Below are 17633 nucleotides of genomic sequence, written 5' to 3'. Positions count from 1 at the left end.
GGTGTCGGGCCCGCGTCGGCGGCCGGCGGTGCGGCGGTCTCCCGCGGCGGCTCAGCCGGTTCGGCGGGGGGCGGCCCGGCGGCGGGACGGGTGCCCGGGCCCCGACCGAGGCTGCGGCGGCGGGCGCGCGGCTCGGCGGCCGGGGCGGGGTCGTCGTTGGTGGGCATGCGGTTCCAAGGTGCAGGGGCGGGCGATCGGCCCGTACGAGCGGGCAGGCTACCGCCGCCACCCTGCGATGTGCGGGATCTCCGCGCCGGTCAGCGACCGCGCAGACGCCGTACGAGGATGCTCGCGTCGCCGCGCGACTCCAGGTCGGCCAGGACGACGGCGACCGCCTCGCGGACGATCCGGCCGCGGTCCACGGCGAGGCCGTGCTCGCCGCGCAGCACGAGTCGCGCGTGTTCCAGGTCCATGAGTTCTTCGGCGGAGACGTAGACCGTGATCTTCTCGTCGTGGCGCTCGCGCCCGCTGGGCCGCCGGCCGCCGGCTCTGCCGCGGCGGCGCGCCTGGGCCGGTGCCGCGGCGGGGTCGGCGGCCGGTGCCTGCCGGGACTTGGGGCGCTCCTGCCCCGCCGACCGCCGGTCGCTCGGCTCCTGGCCGCCGTCGCGGCCCTCGTGGCCGGCGCCCGGCTGTTCGTCGGCGTCGGCCGGGCGCCGCGCGTCAGCCGCGTCGGCGTCGGTCGCCTGGCCGGGGACCCGCCCCCGGGCGTCGGCCGGCGCCGCCCGTTCCTCGCCGTTGTTCTGCCGGCGGGGCGACGAGGACTGGAGGGCCGTGCCCCCGGTGGTGCGGAACAGCTCGTCGGCTCCGGGCAGACTCACTCGGCGTGACACCGGGCGAGCACCTCCCTGGCGAGCTGACGGTAGGCGGCGGCGCCGACGGAGTTGGACGCGTACGTGGTGATCGGCTCACCGGCGACGGTCGTCTCGGGGAAGCGCACCGTACGGCCGATGACCGTGTGGTAGACGTGGTCGTCGAACGCCTCCACCACGCGCGCGAGCACCTCGCGGCTGTGCACCGTGCGCGAGTCGTACATGGTGGCGAGGATGCCGTCCAGCTCCAGGTCGGGGTTGAGCCGCTCCTGGACCTTCTCGATCGTCTCGGTGAGCAGCGCGACACCGCGCAGCGCGAAGAACTCGCATTCGAGCGGCACGATGACCTTGTGCGCCGCGGTGAGCGCGTTCACGGTCAGCAGGCCGAGCGAGGGCTGGCAGTCGATGACGATGTAGTCGTAGTCGGCCAGCAGCGGCTTGAGTGCGCGCTGGAGGGTGGACTCGCGGGCCACCTCGCTGACCAACTGCACCTCGGCGGCCGACAAATCGATATTGCTCGGCAGCAGGTCCATGTTGGGGACGGCGGTCTTCAGCAGCACCTCGTCCGCCGACATGCCCCGCTCCATGAGCAGGTTGTAGACGGTGAGGTCGAGCTCCATCGGGTTCACGCCGAGGCCGACCGACAGGGCGCCCTGCGGGTCGAAGTCGACGAGCAGCACCCGGCGGCCGTACTCCGCGAGCGCGGCGCCCAGGTTGATGGTCGAGGTGGTCTTGCCGACCCCGCCCTTCTGGTTGCACATCGCGATGATCTTGGCGGGGCCGTGCTCGGTGAGCGGTCCCGGGATCGGGAAGTAGGGCAGCGGGCGACCCGTCGGGCCGATGCGCTCACGGCGCTGACGGGCCGCGTCGGGCGCGAGGGTGGCCGCGTACTCGGGATCGGGCTCGTACTCGGCGTCCGGGTCGTAGAAGTGCCCCTCGGGCATTGCGTCGTAGTCGGCGAAGGTCGCGGGGTCGGTCCCGCCCTGCTCGCCGGCCATGGCGTTCACGTGTTGGCCGTCCATGCTCTGGTGGGCTCTCGTCATGCTCTGGTGGGCAGCGAAGGTGTGGACAGCGACGGAGCCGACAGCCCGTTGCCCTGAGGGACTCTGGCCCCGCGCAGCCATTCCTGGTTGACCACCCCCGGGAGAAAATGTCGACTCATCCACAAGTCGTCCTACCTCCTTGGTGACCAGGAAATTTCTCGATTGGTCAGCGTGACACCATGCCGACGATTGGCGACTCTATGGCGTGTCGGCGGTTCGCAGCAACACAATCCGCCGGACACAGCCGGATGTGTCGGCAACAGAACACTCGGATGTCAAGGGCGGATGGCGCCCGGCGTCGAGGTTTCGCAGCCGCCCATAGCGGCTAAAAAGTTGTGTTCAAGGCGAGTTGGTCGAGCGTCGCGCGCCCCGTAGTCCCGGGCGCGTCGCGCACACCAATGGCCGGGTCTCGCCGCTCGGCAAGGCCCGGCCATTGGTGGGGTGTTGACGCCGAAGGTCGCCGATCTAGCCGAGCAGCGAGCTCAGTTCGACCGAGGAGAGGCCGTGGGCCTCGGCGACCGGGCCGTAAACGACCTGGCCCTCATGCGTGTTGAGGCCCTTGGCGAGCGCGGCGTCGCGGCGCAGCGCCTCGCGCCAGCCGCGGTTCGCCAGCTCCACGATGTAGGGCAGCGTGGCGTTGGTGAGCGCGTGGGTGGAGGTGTTGGGCACCGCACCCGGCATGTTGGCGACGCAGTAGAAGACCGAGTTGTGGACCGGGAAGGTCGGCTCGGCGTGCGTGGTCGGGTGCGAGTCCTCGAAGCAGCCACCCTGGTCGATCGCAATGTCGACAAGTACACTTCCGGGCTTCATCCGGGACACCAGCTCGTTGGTGACGAGCTTCGGCGCCTTGGCGCCGGGGATCAGGACGGCGCCGATGACCAGGTCCGCGTCCAGGACCGCGCGCTCCAGCTCGTACGCGTTGGAGGCGATGGTCTGCACCTTGGTGCCGAAGACCTTGTCGGCCTCGCGCAGCTTGTTGATGTCCTTGTCGAGCAGCGTGACGTGGAAGCCCATGCCGACCGCGATCTGCGTGGCGTTCCAACCGGAGACGCCGCCACCGATGACGACGGCCTTGCCGGCCTGCACGCCGGGGACGCCACCGGGCAGCACGCCGCGGCCACCGGCCGAGCGCATCAGGTGGTAGGCGCCGACCTGCGGGGCGATCCGCCCGGCGACCTCGGACATCGGCGCGAGCAGCGGGAGCTGCCGGGTGGCCGTCTCGACGGTCTCGTACGCGATGGCGGTGGTGCCGGACTCCAGCAGCGCGTCCGTGCACTCGCGGGAGGCCGCCAGGTGCAGGTACGTGAAGAGGGTCTGACCCTTGCGGAGGCGGTGGTACTCCTCCGCGATCGGCTCCTTGACCTTGAGCAGCAGGTCAGCGGTGGCCCACACCTCGTCAGCGGTGTCGAGGATGGCGGCACCGGCGCCGGTGTACTCCTCGTCCGTGATCGAGGAGCCGAGGCCGGCGCCCTTCTCGATGAAGACCTGGTGGCCATGGCGCACGAGCTCGTGCACACCGGCGGGGGTGATGGCCACCCGGAACTCGTTGTTCTTGACCTCGCGGGGGATGCCGACCTTCACGTCGATCACGGTCCTTGTTTCTGGGATTTTCCGGACAATACCGGCTATGCATTTACATACCGGAAACGACCGTGGCGGTCGCCGTAATCCCAGTCTAATGAAGGATGTCGCGCTGTCTAGCCTTGCATTGCATCAATCTTGCCGGCGAGTGCTGCTGATTTCGCAGGTCGAGTCTGGCGTGTCACTTTGGGTGGCCTCTCCAGCGTCCTCCGTTTCAGCCTCCGTTACGGCTTCAGCGGCGACCGATACGATGCGTGGTTCTCGTGGCCCCAGGACCCGGGCCGCCGCCCGCCGGTGGAGATCGGCCCCCGGCCCGTCGCCGAGCCGCTGGAGGAGGTTCGCGAGCCGCATCCGCACCAGCGCGTGGGCCCGCCCGTCCCCCGCCCGGCGCGCCAGCTCCACCGCCTCCTGACACGTGTGCAACGCCTCACCCGGACGCCCCGCGTGCTCCAGCACCCGCGCCACCTCGCCCAGCGCGTGCGCGTGCCCGGCCACGTCGCCGATCCTGCGGTAGGTGGCCGCCGCCGCCCGCCAGCCCCGCAGCCCCTCGCTCCACCGCCCCGCGCAGGCGTGCACGGTGCCCAGCCGCCCGTACAGCCGCGCCTGGTCGGGCAGCTCGCGCCGGGTGAGCCGCAGCTCCAGGGCCCGGCCGTACCAGTCGGCGGCCCGCGGCCAGTCGGCCAGCTCGTGGTAGGTGGCCCCGATCGACTCCAGGGAACGGCCGATCGCGTACGGGTCCTCGGCGCGGCGCGCCGCCTTGAGCGCGCCCCGGTACCGGGCGAGCGCGGCATCGGTGCGCCGGGCCCTGGCGTCCAGGTCACCCAGGTTGAGCAGGGCCGCCGCCCGCTCCAGCGGCAGCTCGCGCCGGGTGGCCACCTCAAGCACCAGCTCGTGCAGCTCGTACAGCTCCGGCGCGGCGCCGGCCGGGCCGCGGTGTGCGGTCAGGGCGTGGGTCAGCGCGGCGAGCAGCCGGCGGGCGAGGGTGTCCAGACCGCCGTCGTGAGCCGCGAGCCGCGCGGCGGCCAGTAGCGCGGGCTGGCGCGAACGAAGCCAGCGCGCGCCCTCGGCTCGGTCGGGGAACCGCAGCGGCGCCGGGAGCTCCGCGGTGCGCTCGTCCTTGGTCTCGCCCTCCGGCGCCGCGGCGAGGTGGGCCGAGTGCAGCAGCCGTACCGAGCGCTCCAGCATCCGAGCCCGGGCCAGCTCGACCTCGGCGGCCCGCTCGTGCTCGGCCAGCAGCGCGGCCAGGGCGGGGGCCAGACAACCGGGGAGCTGGTAGCGCGGCGGCATCACGTCGCTGGCGGGCGTGCGGTCGGCACCGGCGGGCGGCAGCGGGCGCAGCAGCCCGTGCGCCAGGAAGTCGGTCAGGGCCTGCTGGGCGCTCTGCACCGAGCAGCCGGCCAGCGCCGAGACGGTGTGGGCGTCGACCCAGCCGCCCGGGGCCAGCGCGAACAGCCGCAGGATGCGCGCCGCCCGGGTCGGCAGCGAGGTGGCGACCAGGTGGAAGGCGCGGGCCAGCGGGCGGCCCGCGTGCTCGGCCCCCACCTCGGCCGGCACCGCGCGCAGCCGGGTCACCAGGTCGGAGACCGACGCCTGCGGGCGCGCCGTGAGCCAGCCGCCGGCCAGCGCGAGCGCGGCCGGCTGGGCCCCGCACTCTTCGATGACCGAGCGCGCCGCGACCGGGTCGACGGTGATCCGGGTGGGTCCTGCGTACTGTTCGAGCAGCGCGAGGGCGGCGGGTTCGTCGAGTCCGCCCACGGTGCACGGGCGCACGTCGGGCACGCCGGTCAGCGGGCCCCGGCTGACCACCAGGGCCAGGCAGTCGGGGGCGTCCGGCAACAGCGCGTCGACCTGCTCGGCGCTGTCGGCGTCGTCCAGGAACAGCAGCGCGCGCCGCCCCGCGAGGGCAGCGCGCAGCGCCTCCGTCAGTTCGTCCTCGTCCGCGCCCGGCGCCGCGCCGACGCCGAGCGCCACCAGCAGGTCGCGGGCGCTGCGCCCGGTGGGCACCGGCTCGCCGTCCGGCGCGGTCAACTGGGCGCGCAGCACCCCGTCCGGGTAGTCGCGGGCGACCTGGGCGATGAACGCCTCGGCGAGCGCGGTACGCCCCGAGCCCGGCCGCCCCGCGATGAGCAGCACCCGGCTGCGTGGCGCCTTGCGCCCGGCGAGGGTGTCCAGGCCGGCCCGGTCGATGTCGGCGCGCAGCCCGGCCAACTCCCGCCGCCGCCCGGCGAAGCGCCCCGGCGGGCCGACGACGTCCACGCCCGCGTCGCGCCGTACGACCCGCGCCGCTTGCCGCGGCTGCCCTGCGGCCGGCCCGCCGAGGTCGTCCGCCCCGGGCACCACAGCGGCACGAGGGGCCGTACGACGCGGCTCGGCCGCCCCGCACGCCCCCGGTGAAGCGGCGGCCCCTGCGTCCTCTGCCGCCCCAGCGGCCTCGCCTTCCCGGGCCGCCACAACGATGTCAGGGTCTTCCGAAGGCTCATCGGCCTCAGCGATTCGCCCGGGTCGGGTGGTGCCCGACGGCGCCGGGGGGCCCGCAGGAGCGTCGGCGCGGGCTTCGCTGGGTGTGGGGGACGTGGCCGGGGCTGCGGGAGACGGAGCGGGGCGGGTGTCCGCAGCGGCTGACGCCCCCGGTGCGTCGCGGGACTGTGCAGCGTCCGCGGGCACGGGGTCCGCGGCAGCGGGACGAGGCGCGGCGGGATCGGGCACGGCCGGGTCTGCGGGAGACGGAGCGGGGCGCGAGACCGCAACGGCTGGCGGCTCCGCGGCCTCTTGGGCCCCCACGGCCCCCGCGGGCACAGGCCCCGCAGCCGCAGCGCCGGACACCACGGAACCGGCATCAGCCGAGTCCGGGACGGCCGCTTCCCGGGCGGCCGGGGCAGGGGCGTCCCCGCCCCGGGTCGCGGGGCGTGGCGGGTCCGCTTCCTGCCGTGCCGTCGGGGGACGGGTGTCGGAGGTCTGGTCCTGGGTGGGCGGCGAGGTCCGTATGTCCCCCGGCGGTGACTCGGGTCGTGGTGTCGCGGGCTCGTCCGGCGGGACGTCCCCCCGGGTGCCCACCGCCTGCTCGGCCACGGCTCACGCTCCTTTTCCCTGGCTGGGGCGGGGCGACCCCGTTCCCGCGCGGCCACCGGCCACGAGCGCGGCCGGGCGGCACGAGCCTAGTTCACCGGCCCCCACCCACCGGGCGACCCCGGCTGCACACCCACCTCGAACATCACCTGATCGGATCGACCGCGCGCCCCGGGCCCGCGCCGACCCCGCGCGGCCGGCGGCGTGCCCCCGTCCCCTTCCGGGCCCGCCCCGCCGGCGCGCACCTGCTGGCCCGCGGTCCTAGACGTTCTCGAACGGCCGGGCCGGCCACGGCGCATCGGCCGGGCGCAGGGCGTCGATGCCGTCCCCCGCCTGCGCGGCGAGCAGCGCGAAGACGCCCACCACCAGGCAGTTGTTGTGCAGTTCGCCGGCGAGCGCGCCGCGGGCCAGCTCCGCGAGCGGGACCCGGGCCAGCTCCATGTCGGCCTCTTCGGCGAAGACCTCGAACCGCTCGCCGTCGGCCTCCGAAATGCCCTGGGCCAGGAAGATCCGTACGGCCTCGTCGCACCCGCCCGGGGTGGTGTAGACGTCGGTCAGCACCCGCCAGTCCTCGGCCTTGACGTGCGCCTCCTCGTACAGCTCGCGCTGGGCGGCGTGCAGCGGGTTCTCGCCCGGTACGTCAAGCAGCCCGGCCGGGATCTCCCACAGCTTGTGGCGTACGGGGTGGCGGTACTGGCGCAGGACGAGGACGCGGCCCTCGTCGTCGAGGGCGAGGACGGCGACGGAGCCCGGGTGGACCTGGTAGTCGCGCAGGGCCGTGGAGCCGTCGGGCATGACGACCTCGTCCGTGCGGACGCTCGTCTTGTTGCCGGTGAAGGGCGTCGTGCTCGTCACGACCTGCCACTGTTCGGCGGTGTCCTTGATGCCCATCGTTGCGCCTTCCTGAGCTGGCTGTGCGGTGGTGAGCCGGTCGCGACGGGGCGGGCGCCGCGGGACGCCCGGCTCCGGGTACGACACCGGGGTACGTGCCCGCTGACAGGCGCGTACCCCGGCAACCGTATCGGTCCGGCCTCGCGTTACGACGCGGTGGCGGTGCCCTCGGCCTCCGGCGCGGGCCGGGTGTCGCCGGCCGCTTCCTGCTGGCGCGCGACGGCGGCCTTCACCAGGCCGGCGAAGAGCGGGTGCGGGCGGGTCGGGCGGGAGCGCAGCTCCGGGTGGGCCTGGGTGGCGACCAGGTACGGGTGGACCTCGCGCGGGTACTCCACGTACTCGACCAGCTTGTTGTCGGGCGAGGTGCCGGAGAAGACGATGCCGGCCTTCTTCTCCAGCTCGGCCCGGTAGGCGTTGTTGACCTCGTAGCGGTGGCGGTGCCGCTCCTCGACGTAGGGCTGGTCCGCGTAGACCTCGCGGACGATGGAGCCCTCGGCGAGCTTGGCCGGGTACATGCCGAGCCGCATCGTGCCGCCCATGTCGCCCTCGCCGGCGACGATGTCGAGCTGTTCGGCCATGGTGGAGATGACCGGGTCGGTGGCGGCCGAGTCGAACTCGGTGGAGTTGGCGCCGGCGATGCCCGCCAGGTTGCGCGCCGCCTCCACGACGATGCACTGGAGGCCGAGGCAGAGGCCGAGCAGCGGGACCTTGTTCTCCCGGGCGTACCGGATCGCGCCGACCTTGCCGTTGACCCCGCGCTCGCCGAAGCCGCCGGGGATGACGACCGCGTCCACGTCGGCGAGCTGCTGCTCGGCGCCGGCCTCGGTGGTGCAGTCGTCGGAGGTGACCCACTTGACCTTGACGCGGGCCTTGTTGGCGAAGCCGCCGGCGCGGATCGCCTCGGTCACCGACAGGTAGGCGTCGGGCAGGTCGATGTACTTGCCGACGAGGGCGACGGTCACCTCGTGGTCGGGGTTGTGCACCCGGTCGAGCAGGTCGTCCCAGGTGGTCCAGTCCACGTCGCGGAAGGGCAGGTCGAGCTTGCGCACCACGTACGCGTCCAGGCCCTCGGTGTGCAGCACCTTGGGGATGTCGTAGATCGACTTGGCGTCGATGGCCGCGACCACGGCCGCCTCGTCGACGTCGCACATCAGCGAGATCTTGCGCTTGATCGCGGTCGGCACGTGCCGGTCGGCGCGGAGCACGATGGCGTCCGGCTGGATGCCGATGTTGCGCAGCGCCGCCACCGAGTGCTGGGTGGGCTTGGTCTTGAGCTCGCCGGAGGGGCCGATGTAGGGCAGCAGCGAGATGTGCACGACGAAGACGTTGTCCCGGCCGACCTCGTGCCGCACCTGGCGGACGGTCTCCAGGAACGGCAGCGACTCGATGTCCCCGACCGTGCCGCCGACCTCGGTGATCACCACGTCCACGTCGTCGGTGGCCATGCGCCGGATGCGGTGCTTGATCTCGTTGGTGATGTGCGGGATGACCTGGACGGTGTCGCCCAGGTACTCGCCGCGCCGCTCCTTGGCGATGACCTGCGAGTAGACCTGGCCGGTGGTGACGTTGGCCGAGCCGTCGAGGTCGACGTCGAGGAACCGCTCGTAGTGGCCGATGTCCAGGTCCGTCTCGGCACCGTCGTTGGTCACGAAGACCTCACCGTGCTGGAACGGGTTCATCGTGCCGGGGTCGACGTTCAGGTACGGGTCGAGCTTCTGCATGGTGACCCGCAGGCCCCGCGCCTTCAGCAGCGCACCCAGGCTGGAGGCTGTCAGCCCCTTGCCGAGGGAGGAGGCGACACCCCCGGTGACGAAGATGTGCTTGGTCGTCATGGATGTGGGTGGCAGTGCCAAGAGGGGGCTCCCGTGGGATCGCGAAGTGAGGTGCGCCCGGCGGCGTCCCAGGCGTGGGGCGATGCCGTCGCAGCGGTCCGGCGTCACCCGAAATGTCGCCCAGGTGTCCACCGGTTTCCACGGGATACCAGGCTATCAGCGCCCCGGGGCCGCCGCGCCCGGTGGCGCCCCGCCAGCTTCTGGAACAAGCTGCCCGGAAACCCTGTGACCTGCGGTGATACCAAGGGCCTCGCGAGGAGCTCACACGGCGCGCACATCTCGTCCGCACACCCCACCAGCTCACCACCGCGCGAGCGCCCCCGGCGGCAGCCACCATGTGGGACTCTTCCCACGGATCGGGCCCGTGCGACGTATCCTGCACGGACGCACGCTGCGAGCCGACCCGGTGTGGCACTTCACCCCCCGTTTGCCTCCGGAGCACCAGCTCGTCCAAGATCCAGAACCGCAAGACCGCAAGGCGCCCCGCGGGGGCGAGGCGGCCGTTCGAATGGGGATGCACGTGGCCGGGCGCATTGAAGATTACGCACTCATTGGCGATATGCAGACCGCCGCCTTGATCAACAGGGACGGCAGTGCTGACTGGCTGTGTCTGCCGCGCTTCGACTCGCACGCCGTCTTCGCGGGGCTGCTCGGCACCGAGGAGCACGGATTCTGGCGGCTCGGCCCGGCGCATCCGGCCGACGCCCCGGCGCCGCCGGCGGACCGCCGCAGGTACCGCGGTGACTCGCTGGTCCTGGAATCGGAGTGGGACACCCCGCGCGGCACCGTACGGGTCATCGACTTCATGCCGCCGCGCGACGGCGCCCCGCAGTTGATCCGGATCGTGGAGGGCGTCAGCGGGCGCGTGCCGATCCGCTCCGAGCTGCGGATGCGCTTCTCCTACGGCTGGGTCGTGCCGTGGGTGCGCAAGGTGGACGGGCGGACGGTCGCCGTCGCCGGGCCCGACTCGGTGTGGCACGACACCACGGCCGAGACGTACGGCAAGAACCTCACCACCTACTCCGACTTCACCGTCTCGCCGGGCGAGCGGATCGCCTTCACGATCAGTTGGCAGCCCTCGCACAAGGAGCCGCCCGCGCTGCCCGAGCCGGAGACGGCCCTTGAGGCGACCGAGGAGTTCTGGCGCGAGTGGGTGGAGCACTGCACCTACCACGGCCCGTACCGGGACGCGGTGGTCCGCTCGCTGATCACGCTCAAGGCCCTGACCTACGCACCGACCGGTGGCATCGTTGCCGCGCCCACCACCTCACTGCCCGAGGAGGTCGGCGGCGTACGGAACTGGGACTACCGCTTCACCTGGCTGCGCGACGCCGCGATCACCCTCTCCTCGCTGCTGCGCACCGGCTACCGCGAGGAGGCGCGCGCCTGGCGCGAGTGGCTGCTGCGGGCGGTGGCGGGTGACCCGGAGAACCTCCAGATCATGTACGGCATCGCGGGTGAGCGGGAACTCGGCGAGACGGAGCTGCCGTGGCTGCCCGGGTACGAGGGCTCGCAGCCGGTCCGGGTGGGCAACGGCGCGGCCGGACAGCTCCAACTCGACGTGTACGGCGAGGTCACCGAGGCGCTGCACCTGGCGCACATGACAGGCCTGGCCCGCAACGACTACGCGAGCGTCCTCCAGCTCAAACTGATCGGCTACCTGGAGAAGCACTGGAACGAGCCCGACGAGGGCATCTGGGAGGTGCGCGGCCCGCGCCGGCACTTCGTGCACTCCAAGGTGATGGCCTGGGTCGCGGTGGACCGCACCATCAAGCTCATCGAGGCCGGTGACGCGGACGGCCCGTTGGAGCGCTGGCGCGCGATGCGCGACGCCATCCACCGCGACGTGTGCGAGAAGGGTTACGACAAGGAGCGGAACACCTTCACCCAGTCCTACGGCTCCAAGGAACTGGACGCCTCGCTGCTGCTCATCCCGCAGATGGGCTTCCTGCCGCCGGACGACAAGCGGGTCATCGGCACCATCGAGGCCATCCAGCGCGAACTGTCCACGCCGGACGGGTTCGTCATGCGCTACCCGACCAGCAGCGGCGACGACAACCTGGACGGGCTGCCCGGCGACGAGGGCGCCTTCTTGGCCTGCTCGTTCTGGCTCGCCGACGACCTGGCGATGATCGGCCGGGTGGACGAGGCCCGCAAGCTCTTCGAGCGCCTCCTCGCCCTCCGCAACGACCTCGGGCTGCTCGCCGAGGAGTGGGACCCGCGCCTGAAGCGCCAGGTGGGCAACTTCCCGCAGGCGTTCAGCCACGTGCCGCTCATCGACACGGCCCTGCGGCTCACCGCCTCCGGCGCGTACGGCGGCTGAGGTCGCGACGCCGGTGCCCGAGCCTCCCGCGATCACCGTGGCGCGGGCACTGGAGCTGCCCGCGCTGCGCCGCGGCCTGCCGGAGGTGCTGACCGCGGCCGACGGGCTGGGGCGACCGGTGCGCTGGGTGCACGCGGGCGAGACGCCCACCATCGCCGCCCTGCTCAAGGGCGGCGAACTGCTGCTGACCACCGGCATCGGCCTGGGCACCAGGGCCGCCGAACAGCGCGCCTTCGTCCGCAGGCTGGCCGAGCGCGGCATCGCGGCCCTGGTGGTGGAGCTCGGTTCGCAGTTCACCGCGCTGCCGGCCGCGGTCGTGGACACGGCGCGCTCGCTGGGGCTGCCGCTGGTCCAACTCCACCGCGAGGTGCCGTTCGTCGCGGTCACCGAGGAAATCCACACCGAACTGGTGCATGCGCACTACGCGCTGCTGCGGCGCGCCGACGAGGTGCACCGGCAGTGCACCGAGGTGCGGCTGCGCGGCGGCGGCGTGCCCGAGATCCTGCGGCTCTTCGCCCGCTTCGCCGACAACCCGGTGTTCCTGGAGAGCGCGGACGGCCGACTGTTGTACGCGGCGGGCCCCGCCGGCCGGCCGGCGCTCGCCGATCCGCTCCAGGTGTGGGACGGGCTGCGCGGCCGGCGGCAGGGCGCGGCGGCCACCGGCCCGGATGCGACGGGCCCGGCCGGCAGCGTCGTGGTGGAGGTGCCGGGGGGCGGCCCGGGGCCCGGCGCCGTACGGGCCAGGCTCGTGGTGCTACCGGCAGCCGGGCCGCTGGCACCGGTGCACCGGTTGGCGGCCGAGCGCACCGCGGACCTGCTGGCCCTGGTGCTGCTCCAGGCCCGGCAGGAGGAGGAGCTCGCGGCGCGCGGCCGGGGCGACTTCCTCACCGATCTGGCCGAGGAGCGGATCACGGCGGCCGACGCGCCGGCGCAGGCCCGGGTGTTGGGCTTCCGGCCGGGCGACGGCCCCCTGTTGCCGATGGTGATGGCGCTGCCCACAGCGGTGGTACTGCCCGACGGCGGCGACCACTGGGCGGCACTGGCCGGGGCGCTGGGCGAGGAGTTGGCGGCGGTGGGCGCGCCGGTGCTGCTGGGCGTGCGACTGCCGGAGGCGCGGGTACCGCTGCTGGTCGGGGTGCGCGCGGCGGACGAGCGGGCGGCGGTCGCGGAGCGGGTCACCGGCGCGCTGCGGGCCGCGGTGGAACGCGCCTGGCCCGAGCAGGCGCCGGCGCTCGGGCACCGTGGGGCCAGGTCGGGGCCGCCGGTGGTCGTGGTGGGGCTGGTCGGCGGCTGGGACGCGGTCGGCGCCGAGCTGCGGCACTTGGCGTCGGCCGCGAGCGCCGCCCGTGAGCTGCCCGACCGGCCGTGGCACGACGTGCGCGGCCTTGAGGTGGACCTGTTGCTGTGGCGGCTGCGGGAACACGGCGACCTGGCGGCCTTCGTACACCGCATGATCGGCCCGCTGCTCAGCCACGACCGCACGGCCAGGCCACCGCTGCTGCCGACGCTTGAGGCGTATCTCGCACACGCGGGCCGCAAGGCGGAGACGGCGCGCGAACTGCACGTGAACCGGCAGACGCTGTACGACCGGCTGGCGCGCATCGCCCGCCTGCTCGGCAGCGACCTGGACGAGCCCCGCACGGTGCTCGCCCTCGGCCTGGCCCTCCAGGCCCGGCGCCACCTGCCCTAGCGCGGGTGTGCCCGGCAGGGACCCGTCTGCGGTTCTGCTGCGCTCGCCTGGGGCTCGGCGGGGCATCCAGGCTTCCCGGTTTTGTCCGGGGACCTGCTGGGGGCTGGACGCGGCCAATCTGGGGGCCGCGGGTCCGTCGGGGCCCCTGGGGTCTCGCGGGGCTCGCGGCTCGTACGGGGATCTGCTGGGTTCCGGCTGCGGCTCGCCCGGAGATCGTGGCTCGTCCGGGCCTCCGAGGTTCCGACCGCGCCCCAGCCGGGATCGCGTCTCCTCCGGGGATCTGCTGCGGTCCGACCGCCGCTCGCCCGAGGTGGTTCAGCTCAACTCGTCGTAGACACGCAGGACATGGGCAACCGACTCGTCCTCGGTCGGCCACTGCCTGGCCCTGGCCCGGCCGGCCGCGGCGAGCTCGGCCCTGCGGTCCGGTGCGGCGAGCAGCCCGAGCACGGCGCGGGCCAGCGCCTCAGGCTCGCCGAAGGGGACCCATTGCGCCGCGTCACCCGCGAGTTCGAGAACGCCGCCGGCCGCGGTGGCCACCAGAGGCGCCCCGGTGTGCAGGGCGTCCCTGGCGAACTTGGTGCTGGCCTGCCCGCGGCCGGGCGCCACCGCCACATCGGCCGCCGCCAGCAGGTCGGCCGTGTCGGTGCGGCGGCCGAGCAACCGCACCGGCAGCCCTTCGGCCGTGATCCGGTGCTGCAACCGGGACCTGGCCGGCCCGTCGCCCGCGATCACCAGGAGCGGCGCCGGGTCGTAGGAGCGCCAGGCCCACGCCGCGTCCAGGAGTACGTCATGGCCCTGGTCGTCGGTGAGCGGTCCCGCGGTGAACAGCAACGGGCGCTCCACCGCGCCGAGTTCGGCCCTGGCCTTGTGCTGGCGCGGGTCTTCCACGGGCGGCTGGGGTGTGGCCGGCGCGGCGATCGGGGCCAGCCTGGCGTCCCGGGCGCCCCGCTCCCGCGCGAGGTCGAGCAGGTCGGCCGAGGCGGCGAGCACGACGCGGGCGCTGCGCGCGACGTGCCGCTCGGCGAGCCGGCGCAGCCCGGCCCTGGCGCCCTGCTGGTCGGGCGGGGCGGCCTGCCAGCTCACGACGAGCCGGGCGGCGCGCCCGGGCAGGCCGAGCGAGGCGAGCAGGCCGGCCGACGTGCCGTGGGCGTGGACGATGGCCGCATCGGCGCAGCCGGCGCGCAGCGCGGCCAGCGAGGTCGCGCCCGGACCAGGCCCCATGGGCAGGAAGTGCGCGCCGGCCGCGCGGAACCCGTGCGTCTCCTCCGCGTCCCGCGGCCCACATACCGTCACCCGCACACCGCGCGCCACCAGCCCCGCGACCAGCGACCTGACCTGGTCGCCGTCGTCGGCCGGGCCGCCGCCGAGCACCTGGACCGCGTGCAGCGGTTCGGGCCCGGGCGTCGGCGCCGTGGGGCTGCTCACGGGTGGGCTCACGCGGGCATCGCTCCTCGGTCGACGGACGGTGGCGGATCGGCGCGGTCCGGGCAGCCGGACGCCCGGGCGCCGGTGGGGGCGCAGCGCGGTACGGGGGTGGCCGACGGGGGTCGGGCCGGGACGGTCGGCGGGGCGTGGAGAGGACATGTGATGCGCGTAGCGCGGTGCTGTCGGGCTGCGGTCGGAGCGAGTTACGGCGGGCAGGGGCAGGAGTCGGGGGATGGGGAGCAGTGGGACTCGGCCCGCGCGGAAGGAGAGGGGTCCGGGCGGCCCGGGTGCCTGGGGTGGGGTCGAGAACGGCGCGAACGAACGCCATGCGCCGCATCCAGCATGACAGGAACGGGCCGTAGCGGGGCACCACTGTTTCCGCCTTTCTGCCAACGCGCACCGTACGGTCCCCACCTGATTCACTCACACGAGCGAGCCCCCGCCCCCACCAAGCCCGCCCGCACCCGCCCCTGTACGACGTTCCGACCGGCGCTCGGACGCGCCGCGGGGTCCACTTTCGGCCATGGCGCCGTTTGGTGTGGGTGTGTGGGGCGCGCCCGTACGCCGTGAGGCCGTACGCCGTGGGCTCTCGGTCGCCGCCGGCCGGCGTGCCCCTGCGCTGCCGTACCCTTCTGCGCCGCCGTACCCGTGCGTCGCCGGACGCCCGGCCGCTGGTACGTCCCGGGCCCGTGCAGCAGGGGGCGCGGCTGGCGCAGGGGACACTAGACGTGAGCCAGCGAACCGGCTGGGCAGCGAGCCGGCGGATTCGCGGCGCGAGGGGCGGCGCCGCGCGGGCGCGGGGCCCGGGCCACAGCCGCCGCGCCGCCGCCCAACACCCGTCCGCCCCACTCCCCCGCAGCCACGGCCCCCGGCCGATCCCGCCATCGTTCGCCGGCTGGCTGGCCACCCGGCGAAGCCGTCAGCCGGCGGCGCGGCCCGGGGTGCGGGCTGCTGCGCGGGCCGTTTCGAGGAGTTCTTCGGCGTGGGCGCGGGCCAGTTCGGAGTCCTGGCCGGCGAGCATGCGGGACAGTTCGCGCACCCGGTCCTCGCCCTCCATGACCTGGACCCCGCTGCGGGTCACCGAGCCGTCGTGGGTCTTCTCGACCACCAGGTGCCGGTCGGCGAACGCCGCCACCTGCGGCAGGTGGGTCACCACCACGACCTGCGCCGACTCGGCGAGCTTGGCCAGGCGACGGCCGATCTCCACCGCCGCCTTGCCGCCCACGCCCGCGTCCACCTCGTCGAAGAGGTAGGTCGGCACCGGGTCGGAACCGGCGAAGACGACCTCCACCGCCAGCATGACGCGGGAGAGTTCGCCACCGGACGCGCCCTTGGCGATGGGCCGCGGCGGCGCGCCGGGGTGCGGGGCCAGCAGCAGTTCGACCTCGTCCACGCCGTGCGGCCCGTAGCCGACCACGCGGCCGTCCACCTCCACGCCGTCCTCGGGATCGGCGACCTCGTTCTGTCGGATCGCGAAGGTCACCCTGGCGTGCGGCATCGCCAGTTCGGCGAGCTCCCGGGTGACCGCTTCGGCGAACCGTCCGGCCGCCGCGTTGCGCGCGTCGGTCAGCTCCTGGGCCCGCTGGCCCAGTTCGGCGCGGAGCGCGTCCCGCTCGGCGGTCAGCTCCTCGATCCGGTCGTCGTCACCGTCGAGTTCGCCCAGCCGCGCCGCGCTCGTCTCGGCCCACTCCAGTACGGCGGCGATGTCCTCGCCGTACTTCCGGGTGAGCTGGGTCAGCGCGGCCCGCCGCTCCTCCACGGCGGCCAGCCGGCGCGGATCGGCATCCAAGTTGTCCGCGTATCCGGCGAGTTCGCCCGCTACGTCCGCGGCAAGGATGCCGATCTCGCCGAGGCGGTCGGCGAGCGCGGCGAGCGCCGGGTCGTGGGAGCGTACGGCCTCAACGGCGCGGTGCGCGCCGGCGATCAAGGTGGCCGCGTCGATGCCCTCCGGGTCCTCCGGGTCGCCGGCCAGCGCGGTGTGCGCCAGGCTCGCCGCGGCGGCCAGGGCCTCGGCGTGACCGAGCCGCTGCGACTCGGCGGCCAGTTCGGCGTCCTCACCCGGCAGCGGCTCCACGGCGGCGATCTCATCGAGCCCGAAGCGCAGCAGATCGGCCTCCTGCGCGCGCTCGCGGGCGCGCGTGGTCAGCTCGACCAGCTCCGTCGCGACGGCGCGGAGCCTGCGGTAGGCGACCGCGTACGCGGCCAGCGGGGCGGCCACCGCATCGCCCGCGTACCGGTCGAGCGCCTGCCGCTGGCGACCCGGCTTCAGCAGGCCCTGCTGATCGGTCTGGCCGTGCACGGCGACCAGTTCGTCGGCGAGTTCGCCGAGCATGCCCACGGGGACCGACCGGCCACCGACGTGCGCGCGGGAGCGCCCCTCCGCGGAGACGGTGCGGCTGATCAGCAGCGTGCCGTCCTCGATGTCGGCGCCGGCCTCTTGGACCCGCTCGGTGACCGTGCTCCCTTCGGCGACCACGATCCGGCCCTCCACGAGCGCGGACTTGTGGCCGATCCGTACCAGGGCGGCGTCGGCGCGACCGCCGAGCAGCAGACCGAGGCTGGTGACCACCATGGTCTTGCCGGCACCGGTCTCGCCCGTCACCGCGGTGAAACCTGGTGAAAGCGCCACGACCGCGTCGTCGATCACCCCGAGCGACTGGATCCGCATCTCCTCAAGATGCGGGCGCGCAGCCGCTATGGCCTGCGTATTTTCCTCTCGACGAGTGCCCACTTGCCCCTCTGGGGAGATTTTGGGGAGTTGGCTGCACTCCCGCTCGCGTCGTTCTGTCCACCGAGGAGGGTAGCGAGCGCCCCGCGCCCCATCCCGCCCGCCTCCGGCTTGGGCCGAGCGTAGTGGCCGAAGACACCGATCGGCCAAGTGCTGGTCACTCCGGCGCCCCGAAGCGGGTGGGGACCCCGTCGTAGCAGGTCGGGGCCGCACGCCGGGTCGCGCACACGTCAGAGCCGGGCCCC

General features: G+C 74.0%; 10 protein-coding genes. 2 read left to right on the top strand and 8 right to left on the bottom strand.

What is annotated here, in order from left to right; all coding sequences use genetic code 11:
* Positions 1–257: 257 nt before the first annotated feature.
* The 6 genes from ACMA1D_RS30585 to ACMA1D_RS30560 form a co-directional block, all read right to left on the bottom strand.
* On the bottom strand, positions 258–830 hold the full coding sequence (locus tag ACMA1D_RS30585; RefSeq protein ID WP_414727239.1) for a hypothetical protein: 573 nt from the start codon (positions 828–830) through the stop codon (positions 258–260).
* Entirely contained in the window at positions 815–1933 is a 1119-nt protein-coding gene (locus tag ACMA1D_RS30580) for a ParA family protein (protein ID WP_414727238.1), read from the bottom strand. The genes ACMA1D_RS30585 and ACMA1D_RS30580 overlap by 16 nt, the downstream gene beginning before the upstream one ends.
* A 384-nt stretch (positions 1934–2317) precedes the next feature.
* Positions 2318–3433, bottom strand: a complete 1116-nt coding sequence (ald, locus tag ACMA1D_RS30575; protein WP_414727243.1) for an alanine dehydrogenase — start codon at positions 3431–3433, stop codon at positions 2318–2320.
* 132 nt (positions 3434–3565) lie between these two features.
* Entirely contained in the window at positions 3566–5773 is a 2208-nt protein-coding gene (locus tag ACMA1D_RS30570) for a tetratricopeptide repeat protein (RefSeq protein WP_414727237.1), read from the bottom strand.
* Between the two features lie 987 nt (positions 5774–6760).
* Positions 6761–7390, bottom strand: coding sequence for an NUDIX domain-containing protein (locus ACMA1D_RS30565; RefSeq protein WP_414727236.1), 630 nt, complete (start codon positions 7388–7390; stop codon positions 6761–6763).
* 146 nt (positions 7391–7536) lie between these two features.
* The gene (locus tag ACMA1D_RS30560) at positions 7537–9222 is read right to left on the bottom strand and encodes a CTP synthase (RefSeq protein ID WP_414727235.1); all 1686 of its coding nucleotides are present in this window, start codon (positions 9220–9222) and stop codon (positions 7537–7539) included.
* A 520-nt stretch (positions 9223–9742) separates the two neighbouring features.
* Here ACMA1D_RS30560 and ACMA1D_RS30555 point away from each other — a divergent pair.
* Entirely contained in the window at positions 9743–11545 is a 1803-nt protein-coding gene (locus ACMA1D_RS30555; RefSeq protein WP_414727242.1) for a glycoside hydrolase family 15 protein, read from the top strand.
* A 13-nt stretch (positions 11546–11558) separates the two neighbouring features.
* Positions 11559–13235, top strand: a complete 1677-nt coding sequence (locus tag ACMA1D_RS30550) for a PucR family transcriptional regulator (RefSeq protein ID WP_414727234.1) — start codon at positions 11559–11561, stop codon at positions 13233–13235.
* A gap of 315 nt (positions 13236–13550) precedes the next feature.
* Here the strand turns inward: ACMA1D_RS30550 and ACMA1D_RS30545 are convergent, their stop codons facing one another.
* Together ACMA1D_RS30545 and recN are read right to left on the bottom strand one after the other, a co-directional pair.
* A complete protein-coding gene (locus ACMA1D_RS30545) occupies positions 13551–14672 on the bottom strand; it encodes a glycosyltransferase family 4 protein (RefSeq protein WP_414727233.1) in 1122 nt (373 codons plus the stop codon).
* Positions 14673–15579: 907 nt separating this feature from the next.
* On the bottom strand, positions 15580–17328 hold the full coding sequence (recN, locus tag ACMA1D_RS30540) for a DNA repair protein RecN (RefSeq protein WP_414727232.1): 1749 nt from the start codon (positions 17326–17328) through the stop codon (positions 15580–15582).
* Positions 17329–17633: the final 305 nt, after the last annotated feature.

It is taken from the genome of Streptomyces sp. 796.1, assembly GCF_047525675.1.
Classification (GTDB): domain Bacteria; phylum Actinomycetota; class Actinomycetes; order Streptomycetales; family Streptomycetaceae; genus Streptomyces.
This window is presented reverse-complemented; position numbering and strand designations above follow the sequence as displayed.

Coding starts and splice junctions, on each gene's coding strand:
- ACMA1D_RS30580 (WP_414727238.1), bottom strand. CDS start 1,933: ATGGCTGCGCGGGGCCAGAGTCCCTCAGGGCAACGGGCTGTCGGCTCC.
- recN (WP_414727232.1), bottom strand. CDS start 17,328: ATGCGGATCCAGTCGCTCGGGGTGATCGACGACGCGGTCGTGGCGCTT.
- ACMA1D_RS30560 (WP_414727235.1), bottom strand. CDS start 9,222: ATGACGACCAAGCACATCTTCGTCACCGGGGGTGTCGCCTCCTCCCTC.
- ACMA1D_RS30565 (WP_414727236.1), bottom strand. CDS start 7,390: ATGGGCATCAAGGACACCGCCGAACAGTGGCAGGTCGTGACGAGCACG.